This window comes from Amycolatopsis umgeniensis, assembly GCF_014205155.1.
GTDB lineage: Bacteria > Actinomycetota > Actinomycetes > Mycobacteriales > Pseudonocardiaceae > Amycolatopsis > Amycolatopsis umgeniensis.
Genome location: NZ_JACHMX010000001.1, coordinates 225835 through 245115, shown reverse-complemented (window position 1 = coordinate 245115; position 19281 = coordinate 225835). Strand labels below are relative to the sequence as shown.

Annotated in this window: 18 protein-coding genes; 9 read left to right on the top strand and 9 right to left on the bottom strand. The window is 69.1% G+C overall.

The window, feature by feature from the left end; genetic code table 11:
• Positions 1 to 31: 31 nt before the first annotated feature.
• The 5 genes from HDA45_RS01070 to HDA45_RS01050 form a co-directional block, all read right to left on the bottom strand.
• Positions 32 to 901: a carbohydrate ABC transporter permease gene (locus tag HDA45_RS01070; RefSeq protein ID WP_184891422.1), complete on the bottom strand. Its 870-nt coding sequence runs from the start codon at positions 899 to 901 to the stop codon at positions 32 to 34.
• A complete protein-coding gene (locus HDA45_RS01065) occupies positions 898 to 1872 on the bottom strand; it encodes an ABC transporter permease subunit (protein WP_184891421.1) in 975 nt (324 codons plus the stop codon). The genes HDA45_RS01070 and HDA45_RS01065 overlap by 4 nt, the downstream gene beginning before the upstream one ends.
• Positions 1850 to 3229, bottom strand: a complete 1380-nt coding sequence (locus tag HDA45_RS01060) for an ABC transporter substrate-binding protein (RefSeq protein WP_184891420.1) — start codon at positions 3227 to 3229, stop codon at positions 1850 to 1852. The genes HDA45_RS01065 and HDA45_RS01060 overlap by 23 nt, the downstream gene beginning before the upstream one ends.
• Positions 3230 to 3453: 224 nt before the next feature.
• Positions 3454 to 4455, bottom strand: coding sequence for a LacI family DNA-binding transcriptional regulator (locus tag HDA45_RS01055; protein WP_184891419.1), 1002 nt, complete (start codon positions 4453 to 4455; stop codon positions 3454 to 3456).
• Between the two features lie 32 nt (positions 4456 to 4487).
• Positions 4488 to 5684, bottom strand: a complete 1197-nt coding sequence (locus HDA45_RS01050) for an MFS transporter (protein ID WP_184905190.1) — start codon at positions 5682 to 5684, stop codon at positions 4488 to 4490.
• Between the two features lie 114 nt (positions 5685 to 5798).
• Here HDA45_RS01050 and HDA45_RS01045 point away from each other — a divergent pair, with 114 nt between their 5' ends.
• From HDA45_RS01045 to HDA45_RS01025, 5 genes are all read left to right on the top strand, one after another.
• Positions 5799 to 6791 (top strand): helical backbone metal receptor, encoded by a 993-nt coding sequence (locus tag HDA45_RS01045; protein ID WP_184891418.1) that lies wholly within the window; start codon positions 5799 to 5801, stop codon positions 6789 to 6791.
• Positions 6784 to 7866 carry a FecCD family ABC transporter permease gene (locus HDA45_RS01040; RefSeq protein ID WP_184891417.1) on the top strand — a complete coding sequence of 361 codons (1083 nt, stop codon included), beginning with the start codon at positions 6784 to 6786 and terminating at the stop codon, positions 7864 to 7866. The genes HDA45_RS01045 and HDA45_RS01040 overlap by 8 nt, the downstream gene beginning before the upstream one ends.
• Positions 7863 to 8654: an ATP-binding cassette domain-containing protein gene (locus HDA45_RS01035; RefSeq protein ID WP_184891416.1), complete on the top strand. Its 792-nt coding sequence runs from the start codon at positions 7863 to 7865 to the stop codon at positions 8652 to 8654. Before HDA45_RS01040 ends, HDA45_RS01035 begins: the two co-directional genes overlap by 4 nt.
• 97 nt (positions 8655 to 8751) lie before the next feature.
• Positions 8752 to 9291: a hypothetical protein gene (locus HDA45_RS01030; RefSeq protein WP_221471444.1), complete on the top strand. Its 540-nt coding sequence runs from the start codon at positions 8752 to 8754 to the stop codon at positions 9289 to 9291.
• Between the two features lie 114 nt (positions 9292 to 9405).
• Complete coding sequence (locus HDA45_RS01025; RefSeq protein WP_184891415.1) at positions 9406 to 10803, top strand: PepSY-associated TM helix domain-containing protein; 1398 nt, start codon at positions 9406 to 9408, stop codon at positions 10801 to 10803.
• Here the strand turns inward: HDA45_RS01025 and HDA45_RS01020 are convergent.
• Positions 10793 to 11704: an SDR family NAD(P)-dependent oxidoreductase gene (locus tag HDA45_RS01020; protein ID WP_184891414.1), complete on the bottom strand. Its 912-nt coding sequence runs from the start codon at positions 11702 to 11704 to the stop codon at positions 10793 to 10795. The two genes, HDA45_RS01025 and HDA45_RS01020, sit on opposite strands and share 11 nt — an antisense overlap.
• An 82-nt stretch (positions 11705 to 11786) precedes the next feature.
• Here HDA45_RS01020 and HDA45_RS01015 point away from each other — a divergent pair, with 82 nt between their 5' ends.
• Both HDA45_RS01015 and HDA45_RS01010 read left to right on the top strand, forming a co-directional pair.
• Positions 11787 to 12362: a TetR/AcrR family transcriptional regulator gene (locus HDA45_RS01015; RefSeq protein WP_184891413.1), complete on the top strand. Its 576-nt coding sequence runs from the start codon at positions 11787 to 11789 to the stop codon at positions 12360 to 12362.
• Between the two features lie 92 nt (positions 12363 to 12454).
• On the top strand, positions 12455 to 13486 hold the full coding sequence (locus HDA45_RS01010) for a helix-turn-helix domain-containing protein (RefSeq protein ID WP_221470978.1): 1032 nt from the start codon (positions 12455 to 12457) through the stop codon (positions 13484 to 13486).
• Here HDA45_RS01010 and HDA45_RS01005 read toward each other — a convergent pair.
• The 3 genes from HDA45_RS01005 to HDA45_RS00995 form a co-directional block, all read right to left on the bottom strand.
• Positions 13483 to 14424, bottom strand: coding sequence for an alpha/beta hydrolase (locus HDA45_RS01005; RefSeq protein ID WP_184891412.1), 942 nt, complete (start codon positions 14422 to 14424; stop codon positions 13483 to 13485). The genes HDA45_RS01010 and HDA45_RS01005 overlap by 4 nt on opposite strands.
• A gap of 64 nt (positions 14425 to 14488) precedes the next feature.
• Positions 14489 to 15796, bottom strand: a complete 1308-nt coding sequence (locus tag HDA45_RS01000) for an MFS transporter (RefSeq protein ID WP_184905186.1) — start codon at positions 15794 to 15796, stop codon at positions 14489 to 14491.
• Positions 15797 to 15902: 106 nt separating this feature from the next.
• Positions 15903 to 16544 (bottom strand): TetR family transcriptional regulator, encoded by a 642-nt coding sequence (locus HDA45_RS00995; RefSeq protein ID WP_184891411.1) that lies wholly within the window; start codon positions 16542 to 16544, stop codon positions 15903 to 15905.
• 110 nt (positions 16545 to 16654) lie between these two features.
• Between HDA45_RS00995 and HDA45_RS00990 the strand changes: the two genes are divergently transcribed.
• Positions 16655 to 17503 carry a shikimate dehydrogenase gene (locus tag HDA45_RS00990; RefSeq protein WP_184891410.1) on the top strand — a complete coding sequence of 283 codons (849 nt, stop codon included), beginning with the start codon at positions 16655 to 16657 and terminating at the stop codon, positions 17501 to 17503.
• Positions 17493 to 19229, top strand: coding sequence for a sugar phosphate isomerase/epimerase and 4-hydroxyphenylpyruvate domain-containing protein (locus tag HDA45_RS00985; protein WP_184891409.1), 1737 nt, complete (start codon positions 17493 to 17495; stop codon positions 19227 to 19229). The genes HDA45_RS00990 and HDA45_RS00985 overlap by 11 nt, the downstream gene beginning before the upstream one ends.
• Positions 19230 to 19281 lie beyond the last annotated feature (52 nt).

The following is a 19281-nucleotide window of genomic DNA, read 5'->3' as shown; positions in this document are numbered from 1 at the left end:
GCCCTCCCAATCTTTGCGGAAATCCCGAGAGTCAGCCTTTGACGCTGCCGGCGGTGAGCCCGGCGAGGATGTGCCGCTGGAACGCCAGGAACAGCGCCACCATCGGCAAACTGGCCAGCACCATGCCCGCGACCAGCACGTTCAACGGCATGTCGATGGCGACTCGCTGCAGCATCACCGACAGCGTCTGCTTCTCGGTGTCCGGGAACACCAGCAGCGGCCAGATGAAGTCCTTCCACGCGGCCACCACCGCGAGGATCGAGACCACGGCGAGGATCGGCCGTGAGATCGGCAGGATGATGCGCCACAGCGTGCGCACCGGCCCGGCGCCGTCGAGCCGCGCGGCCTCGATCAGCTCGTCCGGGATCTGGTCGAAGAACCTTTTCAGCAGGTAGATGTTGAACGCGTTGGCGGCGGCGGGCAGCCAGACCGCGGCCGGTGAGTTGATCAGGTTGACGTTCAGCAGCGGCAGATCGGTGATCGTCACGTAGGTCGGCACCAGCAGCGCCGCCGCGGGCAGCATCAACGTCGCGAGCATGAGCCCCAGTACGACGTTGCCGAATTTCGGCCGCAGCTTCGACAACGCGAACGCGGCGGGGACGTCGATAGCCAGCTGCGCCAGCCACGCGCCGCCGGCGACGATGATCGTGTTGAGGAAGTACTTGCCGAGACTCAGCTGGTCCCACGCGTCGGCGAAGGTCTCCGGATGCCACTCGTTCGGAATGAAGGTCGCCGGGGTCTGAGCCAATTCCTGCGGCGATTTCATCGCGCCGGTCATCGCCCAGTAGAGCGGGAACAGGAACGCGATGACGAACAGGAGCAGGGTGCAGCCGAAGATGACGGCGTACCCGATCTTCCCACCAGGGCTGCGGAGCGTGCTGGGGGAGACGAGCGTCCTCATGACTCGTCCGCCTTCCGGGTCACGCGCACGTACAGCGCGGAGAACACGCCTAGCGCGACGAACAGCAACAGGCTCAACGCGCTGGCCGAGCCGAAGTCGTTGTAGACGAAGGCGTAGCGGTACAGGAGCAGGAGAACAGTGACGGTGGAGTCGTCGGGACCGCCGCCGGTCATCACGTACGGCTCGGTGAACACCTGCATGGTCGCGACGACCTGCAGCAACAGGAGCACCAGCAGGACGAACCTGGTCTGCGGCAGGGTGACGTGGATCAGGCGCTTCCACATCCCGGCGCCGTCGAGCTCGGCGGCTTCGTAGAGCTCGCCGGGGATGGTGCCGAGCGCGGCGAGGTAGATCAGTGTGGTGCTCCCCATGTTCGCCCACGTGGAGACGAACACCAGCGACAACATCGAGGTGTCGCTCGAGTCGAGCCATTGGCCGCCGGGGAGGCCGACGGCGCCGAGCGCGGAGTTGAACAGACCGGAACCCGGGTCGTAGAACCACTTCCACATCAGGGCGGTGACCACCGGCGGCAGCATCACCGGCAGGTAGACCGCGAGCCGGAAGAACGCCTTGGCGTGGCGCAGTTCGTTGAGCAGTACCGCGGTCAGGAACGGCACCAGGAAGCCGAAGACCAGCGCCAGCACGGTGAACAGCAGGGTGTTGCGCCACGCGACGCCGAACAGCGGATCCTCGAACAGGCGGGTGAAGTTGTCGAACCCGACCCACGACGGCGGGTTGACGAAGTCGACCTGCTGGAAGCTCAGCAGCACCCCGCGCACGATCGGGTACCACGAGAACAGCGCGAACACCACGAGCGCGGCGCACAGCAGGCCGTACGCGGTGAGGTTCTCCTTGAGCTTGCGCCGCAACCGGTTCCGGCGGCGCTCCGCCGCGGACGCGACCGGGCGACCGGCCCGCGACGACGACGTCGCGGGCCAGTCGAGGACGCTACTTGACCTGTGCGAGGACACTGTTGACCTTCGACTCGGCCGACGACAGCTGCTGATCGACGTTCGCGTTCCGATCGGTGAGCACCGCCTGCATCACGCTGTCGAGCACGGCGTACACCTGCTGCGCGTTCGGCGGTTCGATGCTGCCCTTGATCCGGGAACTGGCGTCCACATAGGACTGGAAGTTCTCGGCGGGGACGTTGGCGTGCTTGGACTTGAGCGCGAGCTGCTGATCGCGGACGGCACCCTGCCAGATGTCCGGCGTCGGCTCGGCGGGCAGGCCGACCGGCTGCTTGCCGTCGACGTACTGCTGGACGTGCTTCTCGAAACGCTCCGGGTTGAGGTACTTCCAGCGGACCCATTCCAGGCCGGCCTTGATCTTCTCCGGCGAGGCCTTGGGATTGACCATGTAGCCCTCGCCGCCCAGCAGCGTGCCCTGCCCGCCCGGCATCCCGGCGACGCCGTAGTCCTCGTACTTGCCGTTGAACTGCTTGACCAGCACCAGGACGTTGTCCGGGGCGGCCATGTACATGCCGAGCTGGCCCGCGCCCATCATGCGCTGGACGTCCTGCGCTTCGAGCAGCTGCTTGCTGCCCATGGTGTCGTCGTCCCAGCGCATGGCGCGCAGCTGGTTCAGGGCGGCCTTGGCCTTGTCGTTGTTGAAGGCGGCGACCCATTTGTCGCCGTCCTTGCGCGCGACTTCGCTGCCCATGGAGTAGAGCCAGCTGGTCAGATGCCAGCCGCCCTGGTTGTTCTTGCTGTAGTCGGCGTACCCGACGGTGCCGTTGCCCAGCGCGGTGATCTTCTTGGCCGCTTCACGGACCTCGTCCCAGGTTTGCGGCGGTTTGTTCGGGTCGAGCCCGGCCTTCTGGAACAGCGGACGGCTGTAGAGCAGGCCCATGCTGTAGTTCATCGTGGGCAGGCCGTAGAGCTTGCCGTCGGCACCCCGGAAGTTGTCCAGCAGTTCGGGTTTGAGGTCGCCGAAGTTCTTCAGGCCCTTGGCCGCTTCGGTGATGTCGGCGGCTTGGCGGCGAGCGATGATCTGCGCCGGGTCGGTGAAGTACACGTAGTAGACGTCCTCCAGCTGACCGCCGGCGAGCTTGGCAGAGAACGTCTTCGGGTCCATGAACCCTTCGTGCGGCTCGATGTCGATGTCCGGATGGGACTCCTCGAACTCCTTGACGTCGGCGTCGAACACGCCGCGCTCGAACGGCTGGCTGGTCGGGGGCTGGCCGGTGACGGTGATCTTGACCTTGCCCCCGGCCCCGGTGCTTTCACCGGAACCGGAGCCGCAGGCGGCCGCCCCCAGGGTGAGCCCGCCCGCAAGGAGCAGGCAGAACATCCGGCGGCGCACGGTGGGGGACCAAGTGCTGCTCATCTTCAAGCCTCATCTCGGGATCGCGACGGCTGTCACGTGATTGCGGTCACTCTAAAGTGAAGCCCCAGATTAACGCAATAACTGGATGAGAACTTGCAACTTAGCGACAGTCGCCGTTACGGCTGCGGCTGAGTGTGAAGGCTCCTCTGGTCGCGTCAGACGCGACGAAGGGGCCCTTCGCCGCGTCAAACGCGGTGAAGGGCCCCTTCGGCCCACTCTCGGGGTTACCGGCGTGCGGTGGAGCCCCGGACGACGAGCTCGGGGGCGAAAAGCAGCTCCTCGGCCGCCACTTCGCCGCCGTTTATGCGCTTGACCAGCAGTTCCACCACGGCGCGGCCCATCGCCTCGATCGGCTGGCGGGTGGTGGTCAGCGGCGGATCGGTGCAGTTCATCAGTGCCGAATCGTCGTAGCCGACGACCGAGACGTCCTCGGGTACCGAGAGTCCCTGGCGCCGGGCCGCGCGGATCGCGCCCAAGGCCAGCAGGTCGCTCGCGCACAGGACCGCGGTCGCGCCGCGCGGGTACAGCCGGGCCGCGGCCGCGTGACCGCCCTCGATGGAGAACATGCCGTGCTCGATGAGTTCGTCCAAGACCGGGAGTCCGAGCTTCGCCGCGTAAGCGCGAAACGCCTCGAGTTTGCGCTGGGACGGCACGTGATCGGTCGGACCGAGGACGAGGCCGATCTTCTCGTGTCCGAGCGAGCTCAGATGCCCGACGACCTGCTCGACGGCGACAGCGTCGTCGCACGAGATCTGCGGCAGTCCGAGGTGGTCGACGGCGGCGTTGATCAGCACCGTCGGCAGGCGGCGCTCGGCGAGATGGTGGTAGTGGGAGTGCACCGCGTCGGCCTGTGCGTACAGTCCGCCGGCGAACACGACGCCGGAAACCTGTTGCTGCAACAGCAGTTCGACGTACTCGGCTTCGGAGACCCCGCCCGCCGTGCGCGTGCACAGCACCGGGGTGAAACCCTGCTGGGCGAGCGCGTTGCCCATGATCTCGGCCAGTGCGGGGAAGATGGGATTCTGCAGTTCGGGAAGGACCAGCCCGACCAGGCGGGCGCGATCGCCGCGCAGCTGGGTCGGCCGCTCGTAGCCCATCACGTCCAGTGCGGTGAGGACGGCGGCCCGGGTGCTGGCGGAGACCCCGGACCGGCCGTTGAGCACCCGGCTGACCGTGGCTTCGCTGACCCCGACCTTGAGGGCTACTTCGGCAAGACGACGCGTCATGGGTGAAACTTTACCGCAAGCGAGCGCAAGACCTAGACATTCTTGATCGGTGCGGTGACCCGGAAATCTCGCGAAGAGGGAATGAGCGCGGCGGCGGCCGGTGCGGCGAAACAGACCACGGCGCACACCGCCAGCACCGGCGCCGCGCCGAACTGACTGATCGCGGGCGCGATGAACGCGAGTCCGGCGGGCGCCAGGCCGTAGGAGAACAGGAAGTCCAAAGAGGACACTCGCGCGAGCTTCCCCGGTTCGACCTCCCGCTGCGTCGCGGTGAACCACGGGACGTTGAACAGTTCGATGCCCAGCCCGGCGACGGCGTAGGCGGCGATGACGAAGGCCGGGTGCACCGGGAACAGCAGGCTCAGTGGCGCGAAGCCGTAGCAGCCGAGTCCGATCAGCGCGGCCCAGCCTTGCCGTTTCGGGCGCCAGCGCGCGATGACGACGGCGCCCGCCAGAGCGCCGAGCGTGTACGCGGTGAGCCCGGCGGCCAAGACGGCTTCGTTGTCGTAGCGATCGCGGCTGACCAGCGGAAGGACGACACCGGTCGCGGAGTATCCGGTCGCGATCACGGCGGTCAGCGCGCCGAGTCCGGCGAGGAACCATGGGTGTCGGCGGGCTTCGCGGAGTCCGTCGGCGAACTCGCCGAAGAAGCGGGTCTTGGTGGCGGCCGGAGCCGGGGTGAAGGTGCCTCGCGGCGGGATCAGCGCCACGCCCAGCCAGAGCACTCCGGTCCCGATCACCAGGACCGACGTCGAGGCGAAGGCGGCGAGCAAGGCGGTGAGGCCGGGCGCGACCAGCGTCGTGACCCGGACGGCCAGTGTCATCGCGGCGTTGGCCTGCTGACGCTGGTCCTCGGCGATCACTTCGGCGGTCAGCGCCTGGAACGCCGGGCGGCACGCGCCCTGGCCGACCCCGACGACGGCGGCCGCGACGGCCATCAGCAGGACCGATCGGCCCATGCCGACCGCGATCAGGGGAGTGGCGAGGCCCGCGATGAGGCCCGCCCAGAGTACGACCTGACGGCGGGAGTGCCGGTCCGCGAGGACGCCCGCCACCGGTACGGCCACGAGGAATCCCGCGGTACGCGCGGCCAGCACGATGCCGAGGTCGACGGCCGAAAGCGACCGTTCGAGGACCGCCAGCCCGAGGATGAACGGCAGGGCCCAGGTCGCCAGCCCGGAGGCGGTGTTCCCGGTCCAGAGCCGTACGAACGACAGGCTGCGGAACACCGGGGTCCGGGTCTGCACGGTGTCGTCGGTCACGCGGATCGCACCTCAACTCACTTGAAATCGGTAATCGTTGTCGGTAAGCCTATCGGGTGACACTCGAAGGCTGGAGGAACCATGGCATTTCCCGTACGGCTGGCGACCGCGTCCGTCGTCATGGCGCTGGTCGCGGGCTGCGCCACCGGCACATCTGATCAGGGCGCGCCCGGCGCCGCCGCACCGGGCGTGATCGAAAGCTGCGGCAAACGCTCGACGTTCGCCGCCGCGCCGAACCGCGTCGTCGCGTTGGATCAGTCTTCGACCGAGACTTTGCTGGCCTTGGGCGCGGGCGCCAAGATGGCCGGGACGGCCAACCTGAAGACCAAGGTTTCGCCGGAGCACGCCGCGGAGTACGCGAAGATCCCAGTGCTGTCGCCCAAGGTCCTCACCGCCGAACCGTTGCGTGCGGCCAATCCCGACTTCGTGACGGCTTCCTTCAAGGAGCTCTTCACCGCCGACCGTGCGGGCACCCGCGACGAACTGGAGGCCCTCGGCGTCCCGACCTATGTCAGCGCGGTCAACTGCCCCGATGGCACCACTGGCGCGTTCGAGCGGCTGTTCCGGGACTACGAGAACCTCGGCAAGGCCCTGGGTGTCGCCGATCGCGCCGGTGAACTGGCCACCGCTCAGCGCGCACTGCTCGCCGAGGCGCGCGAGAAGGGCGCGAAGCGACCGCAGGGTCTCAAAGTCGCGTGGGTCTACTCGGTGTTCAAGGACGTTCCGTACGTCGCCGGGCGCACCGGGATGCCGAGCGAGATGAGCCGGATTTCCGGCGTCACCAACGTTTTCGACGACGTCGACCAGGAATGGCCGGAGGTCTCGTGGGAGGCGATCGCCGATCGTGCCCCTGACGTCGTCGTGATCGGCGACCTGTCAGAACGGGGCAACCCCGGTGACACCGCCGACGAGAAGCTCGCGATGATGCGCGCGCATCCCGTGCTCTCGCAGTTGCCCGCGGTACGCGACGGCAAGATCATCAAGCTGCCGGGTATCGAACTCGACGCCTCCGTGCGGACGGTCAACGCCTTGCGCGCCTTCGGTTCCGGGCTCGACGCCCTCGGTCATGGCTGACCCGGCGCTGCTCGACCCCGCCGTCGATCCGGTCGTCGAGGAACGCCTTGTCGCACCGACGGAGGTCCGGCGCCGCGGACTGCTGATCACCGGCTGGCTGCTCCTGCTGATCGTTTCGCTGGTCGTCGCGACGCGTGCCGGGCTGGGGAGCGGCATCGACTGGGCGGAACTCGGCCGGGCCGCCGGTACCCGGCTCGGGCTTCCCGTGACGCCGTTGCCGAGGCTGGCCGATTCTCTGATCTGGGATCTCCGGGTGCCGAGGGTGCTGCTGGCGGCCTTGGTCGGAGCGGTGCTGGCGGTGTGCGGCGCGGCCCTGCAGAGCGTCACCCGCAACGCGCTCGCGGATCCGTACCTCCTGGGCGTCTCTTCGGGCGCTTCCACCGGTGCTGTCGTCGTGGTCGTCCTCGGGTTCGCCGGCTCCCAGTTGGGCGTCACCGGCGGCGCGTTCGCCGGAGCGCTGCTCTCGTTCGGGTTGCTCATGCTCCTGCTGCGGCGCCGGGGCGTCGACTCGATGCGGATCGTGCTGACCGGCGTCGTGGTCGCCGAACTGTTCGCCGCGCTGACGTCGCTGGTGATCATGTCCTCCGGTGACGCGGACAGCACGCGGGCGCTCGCCCACTGGCTCCTCGGTTCGCTGGCGCCCGCCCGTTGGCAGTCGGTCGTCGTCTGCGCCGTCGCCGCCGCGATCGGGCTGCTGGTGATCTGGTCGTGTTCGGCGGCGCTGGACGGGTTCGCGTTCGGCTCGGACACCGCCGCGTCGCTGGGCATCGACGTCCGCACCACCCGGACCGTGCTGCTGGTCACGACGTCCTTGCTGACGGCTGTCGCCGTCGCGGCGGTGGGCGCCATCGGCTTCGTGGGGCTGATCGTCCCGCACGGGGTCCGGTTCCTGACCGGGCCTTCGCATCGGTTGCTGTTGCCGCTTTCGGCGGTGGCCGGGGCGGTGTTCCTGGTGTGGACCGACGCGGTGGCGCGCGTCCTGTTCGCGCCGCTCGAGGTGCCGGTCGGGGTGTTCACCGCGCTGGTCGGCGTCCCGTTGTTCCTGCTGGTGCTGCGGAAACGGGGAGAACTGTGAGGATCGAAGCCCGCGGGATGAGCTGGGGTGTGCCCGGCAAGACGATCGTGCGCGACGTGGATCTCGTCGTCGAGGCGGGCGAGACCGTCGGCATGATCGGGCCGAACGGCTCCGGCAAATCGTCACTGTTGCGCTGTCTCGCGGGACTGCGGGCTCCGACGGCGGGCGTGGTCCGCTACGACGGCGCCGACATCGCCACCTGGCAGGCGCGGACGCGAGCGCGGCACGCGGCCTTCGTCGAGCAGAGCGCCGAGACCGAAAGCGACCTGTGCGTCGCCGAGGTCGCGATGCTCGGCCGGACGGCCTTCCGCTCCCGGTGGCGGGCACCGGACGCGACGGACCGGGCGATCGTCATGGCGGCGCTCGAGCGGCTCGACCTCGGGCCGCTGGCCGACCGGCCGTGGAAGCAGCTCTCGGGCGGGGAGCGCCAGCGCGCACATCTCGCGCGGGCGCTGGCCCAACGCCCGTGGGCGCTGCTGCTCGACGAGCCGACCAACCATCTCGACGTCCGGCACCAGCTGGAGCTGATGGATCTCGTCGCCGGAACCGGGCAGACCGTCGTGATCGTCCTGCACGACCTCACGCTGGCCGCGCGATACTGCGATCGTCTGGTCTTGATGCGGGACGGAACGATCGTCGCGGACGGTCCGGCGGAGGACGTCCTCACCGCGTCGTCGCTGCGGGAGGTGTTCGAAGTGGACGCCGAAATCAGCCCTGACCAGGACGGATATCTCTCCGTCCGCTACCGGGGAGCGAGCCGGAAAGGTAACGAACAGGTAACGCGTTGAGCCGCGGCCCGTCCCGGTCCGTAGTACCGGATATGCCCCGGGCGTCATCGACGCGCGACAGAAGGCCTGGTCGCGCTCTACTCTGCCACCCGTGCGCATGCTGACCCCGACCCGAGGCCCGGCCCGGCGCCTCCGGGGCGGGGCCGTGGGGGTCCTGACCGGCATCCTGGCGACCGGCGCCCACCTCGGCACCAGCGGACGAGTCCCCGACCTGGGCGTGGTCGTGCTGCTCGTCGCGCTGCTGAGCTGGGTGGCGTACGCGTTCGCGGGTCGTCAACGCGGTCCGCTCGCCATCCTCTGCCTCGTGGCCGGCGGGCAAGTGGCGATGCACGTTTCTCTCGCCTTCTTGACCTGGGAATCGCACTCCCACCACGCCGAAACCCCGGACAACGGCCTGCTCATGACGGCCGGGCACGCCGCCGCGACCCTCGTCGTGGTCACGGTGCTGGCCGGTGCCGAGCGCGTGCTGTTCGCCCTGACGACGCTGATCGCGTCGGTCCTCCCGCGCCGCCTGACGCCGCGGCCCGCGACGGCCCCGCTGCGCATCCACGTCCCGCTCGCGGTGAAGTACCCCGCGACCGAGGCGCTCCTGCGAGACGTGCTTTCCCGGCGCGGCCCGCCGGTGTCGTTCGCCTGATCCCCGAAACCCTGCCGAGGCCCCCGTCCCGGCAGGGCTCAGCACGCGTGCCGTGACGGTCCCGGCGCGCGGCGCAGGCGCACGCCTCCCCACCGACGCCTCAGGAGTTCCCCCATGGCAACACAAACCGAACCGACCACGAGCCCACCGCGCGCGTCAGCTTGGCGCGGACTGTTCCTCCGGCTCCACTTCTACGCCGGCGTTCTCGTCGGCCCGTTCGTCCTCATCGCCGCGCTCACCGGCGTTCTGTACGCGGCCACCCCTCAGATGGAGTCCTGGGTCTACTCGGACCAGCTACGAGCACCCGTCGGGCTCAACCAGGCCTCACTCGCCGATCAGGTCAAAGCGGCGCAAGCTGCCCACCCCGGCGCCGACCTCGTCGCGGTCCGTCCCGCCCCCGAGCCGGGCGACACGACCCGCGTGCTGTTCGCCGAGGAAGGGCTCGGCGAGTCCGAACGACGAGCGGTCTTCGTCGATCCCGCCACCGCCCAGGTGCGCGGTGATCTCGTCGCGTACGGCTCGAGCGGCGCCTTGCCGCTGCGCACCACACTCGATCAGTTGCACCGCAACCTGCTGCTCGGCGAACCGGGACGCCTCTACAGCGAACTCGCCGCGTCCTGGCTGTGGGTGGTCGCGCTGGGCGGTCTCGTGCTGTGGGTGAGCCGCCGCCGGACCCGCCGCGCCGAAAAGGCCGAGAAAGCGGAGTCTCCGCGCGGAAAGTCCGTCCGCAGGCACGGATCCGTCGGCCTGTGGGTGCTGCTCGGCGCGTTGTTCCTGTCCGCGACAGGGTTGACGTGGTCGACATACGCGGGCGAGAACGTCTCCTCATTGCGCGAATCCCTCGGCTGGGCCACCCCGGCGTTGAAGGTGACGGGCACCGATGAGCACGCCGGCCACTCGGGGCATGGGGAAGCGCCCTCCGCGCCCGCCCCGGCGCGGCCCGAGAGCGTGGACGCGATGCTGGCCTCGGCCCGCGCCGCCGGGATCGACGCGGCGTCCGTCGAGATCGGGCTGCCCACGAAACCCGGCGCCCCCTGGCAGGTGGCGGAAGTCGAACGCGGCTGGCCGACACAGGTCGACACGGTCGCGGTCGACGGGACCACCGGGCAGATCCTGGGCGAGGTGCGGTTCGACGACTACCCGCTGATGGCGAAATTCGCCCGCTGGGGGATCGACGCGCATATGGGCGTGCTCTTCGGCTGGCCCAACCAGATCGCGCTGCTCCTGCTCGGCGCCGGGCTGGTCACGCTGGTCGTCCTCGGCTACCGGATGTGGTGGCGGCGCAGGCCGACCCGGGCCACCGGGCTGACCTTCGGGCGGCCCATCCCGCGTGGACAGTGGCGGAAGGCGCCGCCCGCCCTGGTGGTGGGGCTCGTCGTCCTCGCCGCCGCGATCGGCTGGTTCGTGCCGCTGTTCGGGATCAGCCTGCTGGCGTTCCTGGTGATCGACCTGCTGCTGGGCCTGCGGTCCGGCCGCCGGTCCAAACCGGACACCACCGACGTCACCGTGTGACCTCGACGCCGGTGAGGCCGACGCTCGCCGTCCACAACCGGGCGGCGAGCGCGGTGTCGGCCAGTTTGCCGCGAACCGGTTCCAGCCGGGGTTCGCCGCGCATCCCGAACACGCGGGGGCCGAACATCTCACCGCCGCGCACGTCCGGATCGAGTACGGCCCTGACGGCGGGCCATGCCCCGGCGTCCTTGCCCTGCAACAAAAGCCCGGCCGGGAACTTCCACCCACCCGAGGTCGCGTGCACCGGCCTCGGCGGGGTGAGGGAGTCGAGCGCGCCGCCGGGGTGGTCGACCACGCTCAGCACCGTGCTCCCGGCCGCGCGCAGCCGCCGGTCGAGTTCGAAGGCGAACAGCATCTGCGCCAGCTTCGAGCGTCCGTAGGTGCGTTTGGGCTGGTAGTCCCGCTTGCTCTGGAGATCTTCCAGGTCGAGTTCGGCGGACTTGCCCACGAAGCTGCCCGTGGTGACGACGCGGCCCGCCTCCGCCGCTTCGAGCAACGGCATCAGCTGGTGCACCAGGACGAAATGCCCGAGGTGGTTGGTGGCGAACGTCAGTTCATGGCCCTCGGCGGTCTCGCGCCTCGGCTGCCCCTCCAGGAGCACGCCGGCGTTGCAGACGACGGCATCGAGCCGCTCGATCCCGAGAGTGTCCACAGAGGACTTGATGGACGAGAGATCCGAAAGATCGAGCCGAAGGTGCCCGAGCTTCGCGTCCGGCACTTGGGACCGGATCGACGTCATCGCGGAGTCGGCCTTGGCGGTGTTCCGCGTGCCCAGCAGGACCGTGGCGCCGGTTCCGGCGAGCTGTTCGGCGACGAAGTAGCCGATTCCCGCGTTGGCGCCGGTGACCAGGAAGGTCTTGCTGTCGGCGCGAGGCGGGTGGTGGACGTCCCAGTGCGTCATGATGGCCCCTGTTCAAAGTCGAAGTCACTCCGAATATACACACGCTATGAGTTCGAAGTGGATTCGATGTATTGTGGCTCGCATGGGACAGACCGAGCCGGGCAGGCGCGAACGCAAGAAGGCGGCGACTCGCCAGGCCCTGTCAGGGGCGGCGCGAGAACTCTTCCTGGAGCGGGGCTTCGACAACGTCACTGTCGCGGAGATCGCCGACGCCGCGGACACGGCGGTGTCGACGCTGTTCGCGCACTTCCCGGGCGGCAAGGAGGCGCTGGTCCTCGGCCACGGGGGAGAGCGCGAAGCGGCCCTGGCCGACACGGTGCGTGGCCGGGCCGAGGGCGTCTCGATCCTCGAGGCGTTGCGGGACTTTCTCGCGACCCGCGGTCCGTTCGACCCGAAACCCGATCCGCTTTCGCGCCGCGTCGCGGATCTGGTGATCGCCACCCCGGCGTTGCGCGCCTACGCCAGGACACTCTGGACCGACTGTGAGGACGCGCTCGCCAAGGTCATCGCCGAGGAGACGGGCCAGGACGACTTCTCCGTGCGCCTGCTGGCCCGCTATGTCCTGGAGATCCCGGATCTGGCGGGCACGGAACCCGCTCCCGCCGCCGCGCTGGACGCCGCTTTCGTTTTTTTGCGGAGGGGCTGGCCGGGCTTCTAGCCTGGAGCGATGAAGGGTCTGCTCTTGCGGCTGTCCGCGGTGGACGCCGACGCGGAAGCCGCGGTCCGGGCATCGCCTACTTCGACGAACTCGTGGCCCGGCAGGCCCGCCTGTCCGATCTGGTCCGTGCCACCGCGTCCCTCGTGGACTGCGTGGCCGGGCTGAGCAGAGAGGGCCTCCCGTCGCCGCTGCGGTTCACGCCGGACGGCGAACGTGCCGCCGATGCGGTGGCCGAGCCCGCGTCGGCGGATCTCGGGGGGTCGCTGGGGAAGGTCTGGCTGGAGCGTTCCGGGCCGCCTGGACCGCTCGACGATCTCGTGCTGGAGCGGTTCGCCATGGCGGCCCGCGTTCTCGGTCACGCCGAACCCGGCGGGGGCGCGCCCCAGCTGGCGGATCCGGCGCTGGTCGAGTTGCTGCTGGGGGAACAAGCCGCCGAGGAGGACAGGGCCAGGGCGCTCCGGCTGCTCGGCCTGGACGCCGGGCGGCCGGTCCGGGTGGTGGCCGTCGGCACCGAAGACGAGCGTGATCCCGGGGTGGCCGCGGTCGGGCTCCTGGCGCGGGGTGGCTCGTTGCCGCGGCTGCACGTCGCCGTCGTCGGGGAAGTGGCCGCGGTCCTGATGCAACCGCGCGACGACTCGGTCGTCGCCGCCCTGCGATCCGCTCTCGCCGACAGGGCAAGGGAACGCGATACCGCCGGTGGCGTGCGGGTCGGCGTCGGGGACGCGGTGCCCGGTCTCGAAGTCCGCCGGTCTTGGCTGCAGGCGCGGCTGGCCGAACGCTTCGCCGTACCCGCGGTGGAACCGGTCGTGGTGCACGGCGAACTCGGTTCGCTCACCCTGCTCGCCGAAGTCCCGGTGACACGGCTACGCGAACAGGACGACGTCCGGGCCTTGGACGCGCTCGCCGCGACGCCGACCGGGGCGGCCGACGTCGCGGCGTTGGAAGCGTTCTGCCGCACGGGATCGCTGCGGCAGGCGGCCGTCGCGCTGCACCGCCACCACAGTTCGGTGGCGGCACGGCTGGCCCACGTCGAGGACGCGCTGAGCTGGCGGCTGGACGAACCAGGTGATCGCTTCCGCGCCCGCCTGGCGTTGCTCGCCCGCCGCCTCGCGCAGCGCGGCTAGACGTCCAAGGCGCGCGCCAGCACGGCGAGTGCTTCGGCGGCCTCGCGTTTGCTCACGGCGGCGTGCTTCACCGCGGCCGAACCATGGAACGTGCCGGGGAACAGGTGCAGTTCGGTGGTGACCCCGGACGCCAGCAGCGTTTGGGCGTAGGCGATCCCCTCGTCGCGCAGCGGGTCGAACTCCATCACCGAGACATACGCGGGCGGCAGGCCGCTCAGGTCCACCGCCCTGGCGGGAGCGGCGTAGACCGGGACATCGGCGCTGCCGCGGACCCCCTTGCCGAGATAGCTGTCCCAGCTGACCTCGGCCCGCGGCCGGTTCCACTGTGGAGTGTCGACGAACGCCCGCATGCTCGGCGTCTCCAGCCTGTCGTCGAGTTCCGGCACCCCGAGGTACTGGAACAGGATCGCCGGGCCGCCCCGGTCACGGGCCAGCAGCGCGAGTGCCGCGCACAGGCCGCCGCCGGCACTGATGCCGTGGATCGCGATCCGGGCGGGGTCGACGCCGAGTTCGGCCGCGTTCTTCGCGACCCAGGTGAGCGCCGCGTAGCAGTCTTCGAGCGGTCCGGGGTACGGCGCTTCGGGCGCGAGCCGGTAGTCGACCGACACCACCACGACACCGAGTTCCCTGGCGAACCGGAGGTTGGTCACGTGGTCGATCTCGACGTCGCCCACTATGAAACCGCCGCCGTGGACGTCGAAGATCGCGGCGGGCGCGGCGATCCGGTCGGGAGTGTAGATCCGCACCCGGACGTCGGGAGCGCCCTCGGGGCCGGGTACCAGTTCGTCGCGGAAGGTGACTCCCGTCGTGTCGACCTCACCCTGCATCTCGGCGAACACGGTCTTCAGCAGCTCGCGGGCCGCTGGGAGGTCGTCGAGGGACACCTTGGGCAACAGCGGGACGGCCGGGGCGATTTCCGGATCGAACGCGTAGGTCATCGGTCGCACTCCTGACGTGGCATGAAGTTCTGCCACCGAGTCTGGACGCACCGGCCGCCCGGTTTCATCCGCCACGCGTCGCGGAAGCGGGCACTTTCGCCCGCCGGACGTGCGCCGCGCCGAGTTCCTCGGTCGGGACGTCGTGCGTCTCACGCGCGGTGAGCGCGGCGCCCGCGCTGAGCAGGCAGACCGCCGCGGTGAAGACGGCGACGCCGAGCCAGTCGTCCTTCCCCGACCCGATCGCGGCCACCACACTCGGGGCGAACCCGGCGATGGCGAACCCGATCTGAGTGCCGATCGCCATCCCCGAGAGACGGACCTTGGCGCTGAACATCTCGCCGTAGAACGACGGCCAGACTCCGTTGACACCGCTGTAGGCCACGCCGAACAGCAGGATGCCGAGGGTGAAGATCAGCGGGTACGAACCGTTCGAAATCGACCACAGGTACGGGAAGATCAGCACCGCGCAGGCGAGACAGCCCGCGATGAACACCGGTTTGCGACCGATGCGGTCGGAAAGTCCCGCCAGGAAAGGGATCGCGAGCAATGCGGCGACGTTGGCCAGTACGCCGACCCACAGGATCGGCCCGCGTTCCAGTCCGACCGTGTTGACGGCGTAGCTCAGCGCGTAGACGGTGAAGATCGTGCTGACGGAGGCGATCGTGGCCGCGGCGACGACGCGGAGCACGTCCTTCCACTGTGTCCGGAAGAGCACGGCGACCGGCAGCTTGGCGACGTCGGACTTGTTCTGCTCGAACACCGGGGTCTCGTCGATCTTGCGGCGGATCACGAACCCGACGACGACCACGATCGCGCTGCACCAGAACGGGATCCGCCAGCCCCAGGTGAGCAACTGTTCCTGGGGGAGCGCGGCGATCGGCAGGAAGACGGCGGTGGCGAGGATCTGGCCCGCCTGTGTGCCGCTGAGGGTGAAGCTCGTGTAGTAGCCACGACGGTGGGGCGGCGCGTGCTCCATGGACATCGAGTTGGCGCCCGCCTGCTCGCCCGCGGCCGAAAGTCCTTGCAGCAGGCGGAGAACCACCAGCAGGATCGGGGCGAGCACGCCGATGGAGGCGTACGTCGGCAGGCATCCGACGAGGAACGTCGTGGCGCCCATCAGCAGCAAGGTGAAGACCAGGACCTTCTTGCGGCCGAGCCGGTCGCCGACGTGTCCGAGCACGAACGCGCCCACCGGGCGGGCGAGGTACCCGACGCCGAAGGTCGCCAGCGCGAGCAGCGTTCCGGTGGCGGGGGAGGAGGCCGGGAAGAAGACCTTGTTGAACACCAGCGCGGCGGCGGTTCCGTAGATGAAGAAGTCGTAGTACTCCAGGGCACTGCCGATCCAGGCGGCCAGTGCCGCTTTGCGGGGCATGCCTTGCGTGACAGGGGAGGGAGAGGCCACGTCGACGCTCCAATGTACGATCTAGTTAGTTAATACAGCGTGCGAGAAGGTGCCCCGGTTGTCAAGAGCGGGGGCTTCAGGCCGTCAGGTACTCGATCACCAGGTCGCCCAGCATCAGGCGGTAGTGGGCGCGGCGCGCGGGGTCGAGCATGTCGCGGCCGAAGATCGCGGAGAAGGTGTGCCGGTTCGCGAGGCGGAACACGCAGAACGAGCTGATCACCATGTGCACGTCGAGCGCGTCGACGTCGTCGCGGAACCGGCCTGCCTCACGGCCGCGGCCGAGGATGCGGGTGAGGACGTCGAGCGCGGGGTTCGCCATACCGGACAAGGCTTCGGAACGCGCGATGTGCTCGCCGTGATGGATGTTCTCGATGCTCACGAGGCGGATGAAGTCCGGATTCGCCTCGTGGTGGTCGAAGGTGAGCTCGGCCAGCTGGCGGATCGCGTCCTCGGGTTCGAGGTGGTCGACGTCCAGGTCCTGTTCGAGGGCTCGGATGGTGGCGTACGCCCGCTCGAGGGCGGCGACGTAGAGCTGTTCTTTGCCGCCGAAGTAGTAGTAGATCATCCGCTTGGTGGTGCTCGTGCGCGCGGCGATCTCGTCGACCCTCGCGCCGGCGTAACCCTTGTCGGCGAACTCCCTGGTGGCCACCGCGAGGATTTCGGCGCGGGTGCGTTCCTTGTCGCGCTGGCGCTCGACTTCGGACGACGGTGCGGCCACCTGACTCCCTTCGAACCGCTGGTGGGGCCCCACTCTAGCGCAGCCCTTCTCGCGTCGGCGCGTTCGCGCTACAGTGAACTCACTAGTTCGTACATTAGAGGAGGATCTTGGTGGACAGCTACCTCATCGGCCTGGTCGGCGCCGGTATCGGGCCGTCGCTGAGCCCCGCGCTGCACGAACGGGAAGCCGATGAACTCGGGCTGCGCTACCTCTACCGGCGTCTCGACCTCGACGTGCTGAGGATGCCGATCGGCGAGGTGCTGGCCGCCGCCCGGACCGCGGGCTTCGACGGGCTCAACATCACGCATCCGGTGAAACAACGGGTGTTGCCGTATCTCGACGAGATCGCGCCCGAAGCCGCTGCGCTCGGCGCCGTGAACACTGTCGTGTTTCGCGAGGGACTGGCGACCGGGCACAACACCGACTCGACCGGATTCGCCCGCAACCTCATCCAAGGACTGCCCGACGCGGACATGGACACTGTCGTTCTTCTCGGCGCGGGCGGCGCGGGTGCGGCCGTCGCCCATGCCCTGCTTTCGCTGGGGACCGGACGGCTGATCGTCCACGACGTCGACTCCGTGCGTGCCGGGGCTCTGGTGGCCGGGCTGCGGAGGCGTTTCGGTGACGACAGGGCTCTCTCCGGCTCTCTTGAAGATATTCGGATGGCCGACGGTCTCGTCCACGCGACCCCGACCGGGATGGCCGCGTACCCGGGATCGCCGGTCCCCGCCGGGTCGCTGCGCGCGGGGATGTGGGTGGCGGACATCGTGTACCGGCCGCTGGAGACCACGCTGCTGAAGCAGGCGCGGGAGCGCGGATGTCGGACGCTGCACGGCGGCGGCATGGTGGTCTTCCAAGCGGCGGACTCGTTCCGCATGTTCACCGGCGCGGAGCCGGACGCCGACCGGATGATCCGGCATTTCGAAGCGTTGGAAGGGAAACCCGCCCATGTCCGGTGACACCGCCATCGCGACCGTCTGTCTGTCCGGCACGCTCGAGGACAAACTCGCGGCGGCCGCCGCGGCCGGATTCGGCGGTGTCGAGATCTTCGAGAACGACCTGATCGCGTCGCGGAGGTCGCCGTCGGAGATCCGGCGGCTCTGTGCCGATCTCGGGCTCAGGATCGATCTCTACCAGCCTTTCCGGGATTTCGAGGCGGTGCCGCCGGACGTCCTCCGGGCGAATCTTCGCCGGGCGCGACGGAAGTTCGACCTCATGGCCGAACTCGGGGCGGACACCGTCCTGGTGTGCTCGTCTGTCTCGCCCGATGCCGTCGATGACGACGACCTCGCCGCTTCGCAGCTGCATGAGCTGGCCGAAGTGGCTGGTGAACGCGGAATCCGCGTCGCGTACGAAGCGCTCGCGTGGGGCCGGTTCGTGAACACCTACGAGCACGCGTGGCGCATCGTCCGGCGGGCCGATCACGCGGCCTTGGGGGTCTGCCTCGACAGCTTCCACATCCTGTCGAGGCGCAGTGATCCTCGCGCGATCCGGACGATCCCCGGGGAGAAGATCTTCTTCCTGCAGCTGGCCGACGCGCCCCTGCTGGACATGGACGTGCTGCACTGGAGCCGCCATCACCGGCTCTTCCCGGGGCAGGGCGCGTTCGACTTGGCCACATTCACCGGTCATGTGCTGGCAGCCGGCTATCGAGGGCCGCTTTCACTGGAGGTCTTCAACGACGTCTTCCGGCAGGCGGACCCGCGTCCCGCGGCCGTCGATGCCATGCGGTCCCTGGTCGCGTTGCGGGAATCCGTGGGTACCCTCGAGATTCCCCCGGCACCTCGATTGGGCGGGCACGCGTTCGCGGAACTCTCCGTTCCGGGGACGGTACTCGAGGCTCTCGGTTTCGTGCGTGCCGCAACTCATCGCTCGAAGCCGGTTCAGCTGTGGCAACAGGGTTCGGCTCGGGTGCTGGTGAACGAAACCACGAGGGACGGCGCTGTCAGCGCTCTCGGCCTGGTGAGTGCGGACCCGGCCGGATCGGCGCGGCGTGCCGAGACCTTGCTCGCGCCCGAACGCGGCCCGTCCTCCGTCGCCGCGCCGGACGGAACCGAAATCGTCTTCTGCGGCAATGACGAGTGGCTTCGCGACTTCGTCCCGTCCGGCGCGGCGCCGTCCGGGGTGGGGATCACCGGCATCGACCACATCGCTTTGACGCAACCCTTCGACCACTTCGACGAGGCGACGCTGTTCTATCGTTCGGTGCTGGGCTTGCGGCCGGAAGAGGTCTCCGAATTCGCGGCGCCGTTCGGACTCGTACGCAGCCGGGCTGTCGGCGACCAGGACGTCCGGCTGACGTTGGACAGCGCTTTGGTGCGGCGAGGGGAGTGGGCGCCAGGAGTGCCTTCGCCTCAGCATGTCGCTTTCGCTTGCGAAGACGCTCTCGCGGTCGCGCGCGCTTTAAGGGGACGTGGTGCTCCCTTGCTGGATATTCCCGGAAACTACTACGACGATCTCGACGCCCGGTTCGACTTGCCTTTCGCCGCCGAGCTGCGGGAGAACTCGGTGCTGTATGACCGTGACTCGTCCGGTGAGTTCTTGCATTTCTGTACCGAACTGATCGGGGCGCGCGTCTTTTTCGAGGTGGTACAACGGATCGGCGGCTATCGCGGGTACGGCGTCGTGAATACGCCGGTCTACATGACCGCACATCGCGAACGGCGGCTGAGTCTGGCGCGCTAGTTTTGTCGGTGGCCGGTTGTAGGTTCCGTTCGTGGCTACTTCCAGTGCCGAA

Excerpts from the sequence above, each read along its gene's own strand:
- HDA45_RS01040 (WP_184891417.1), top strand. The coding sequence starts at position 6,784 with ATGGCTGACCCGGCGCTGCTCGACCCCGCCGTCGATCCGGTCGTCGAG.
- HDA45_RS00985 (WP_184891409.1), top strand. The coding sequence starts at position 17,493 with ATGTCCGGTGACACCGCCATCGCGACCGTCTGTCTGTCCGGCACGCTC.
- HDA45_RS01000 (WP_184905186.1), bottom strand. The coding sequence starts at position 15,796 with ATGCCCCGCAAAGCGGCACTGGCCGCCTGGATCGGCAGTGCCCTGGAG.
- HDA45_RS01070 (WP_184891422.1), bottom strand. The coding sequence starts at position 901 with ATGAGGACGCTCGTCTCCCCCAGCACGCTCCGCAGCCCTGGTGGGAAG.
- HDA45_RS01015 (WP_184891413.1), top strand. The coding sequence starts at position 11,787 with ATGGGACAGACCGAGCCGGGCAGGCGCGAACGCAAGAAGGCGGCGACT.
- HDA45_RS01020 (WP_184891414.1), bottom strand. The coding sequence starts at position 11,704 with ATGACGCACTGGGACGTCCACCACCCGCCTCGCGCCGACAGCAAGACC.
- HDA45_RS01025 (WP_184891415.1), top strand. The coding sequence starts at position 9,406 with ATGGCAACACAAACCGAACCGACCACGAGCCCACCGCGCGCGTCAGCT.
- HDA45_RS01055 (WP_184891419.1), bottom strand. The coding sequence starts at position 4,455 with ATGACGCGTCGTCTTGCCGAAGTAGCCCTCAAGGTCGGGGTCAGCGAA.
- HDA45_RS01005 (WP_184891412.1), bottom strand. The coding sequence starts at position 14,424 with ATGACCTACGCGTTCGATCCGGAAATCGCCCCGGCCGTCCCGCTGTTG.
- HDA45_RS01045 (WP_184891418.1), top strand. The coding sequence starts at position 5,799 with ATGGCATTTCCCGTACGGCTGGCGACCGCGTCCGTCGTCATGGCGCTG.
- HDA45_RS01030 (WP_221471444.1), top strand. The coding sequence starts at position 8,752 with ATGCTGACCCCGACCCGAGGCCCGGCCCGGCGCCTCCGGGGCGGGGCC.
- HDA45_RS01060 (WP_184891420.1), bottom strand. The coding sequence starts at position 3,229 with ATGAGCAGCACTTGGTCCCCCACCGTGCGCCGCCGGATGTTCTGCCTG.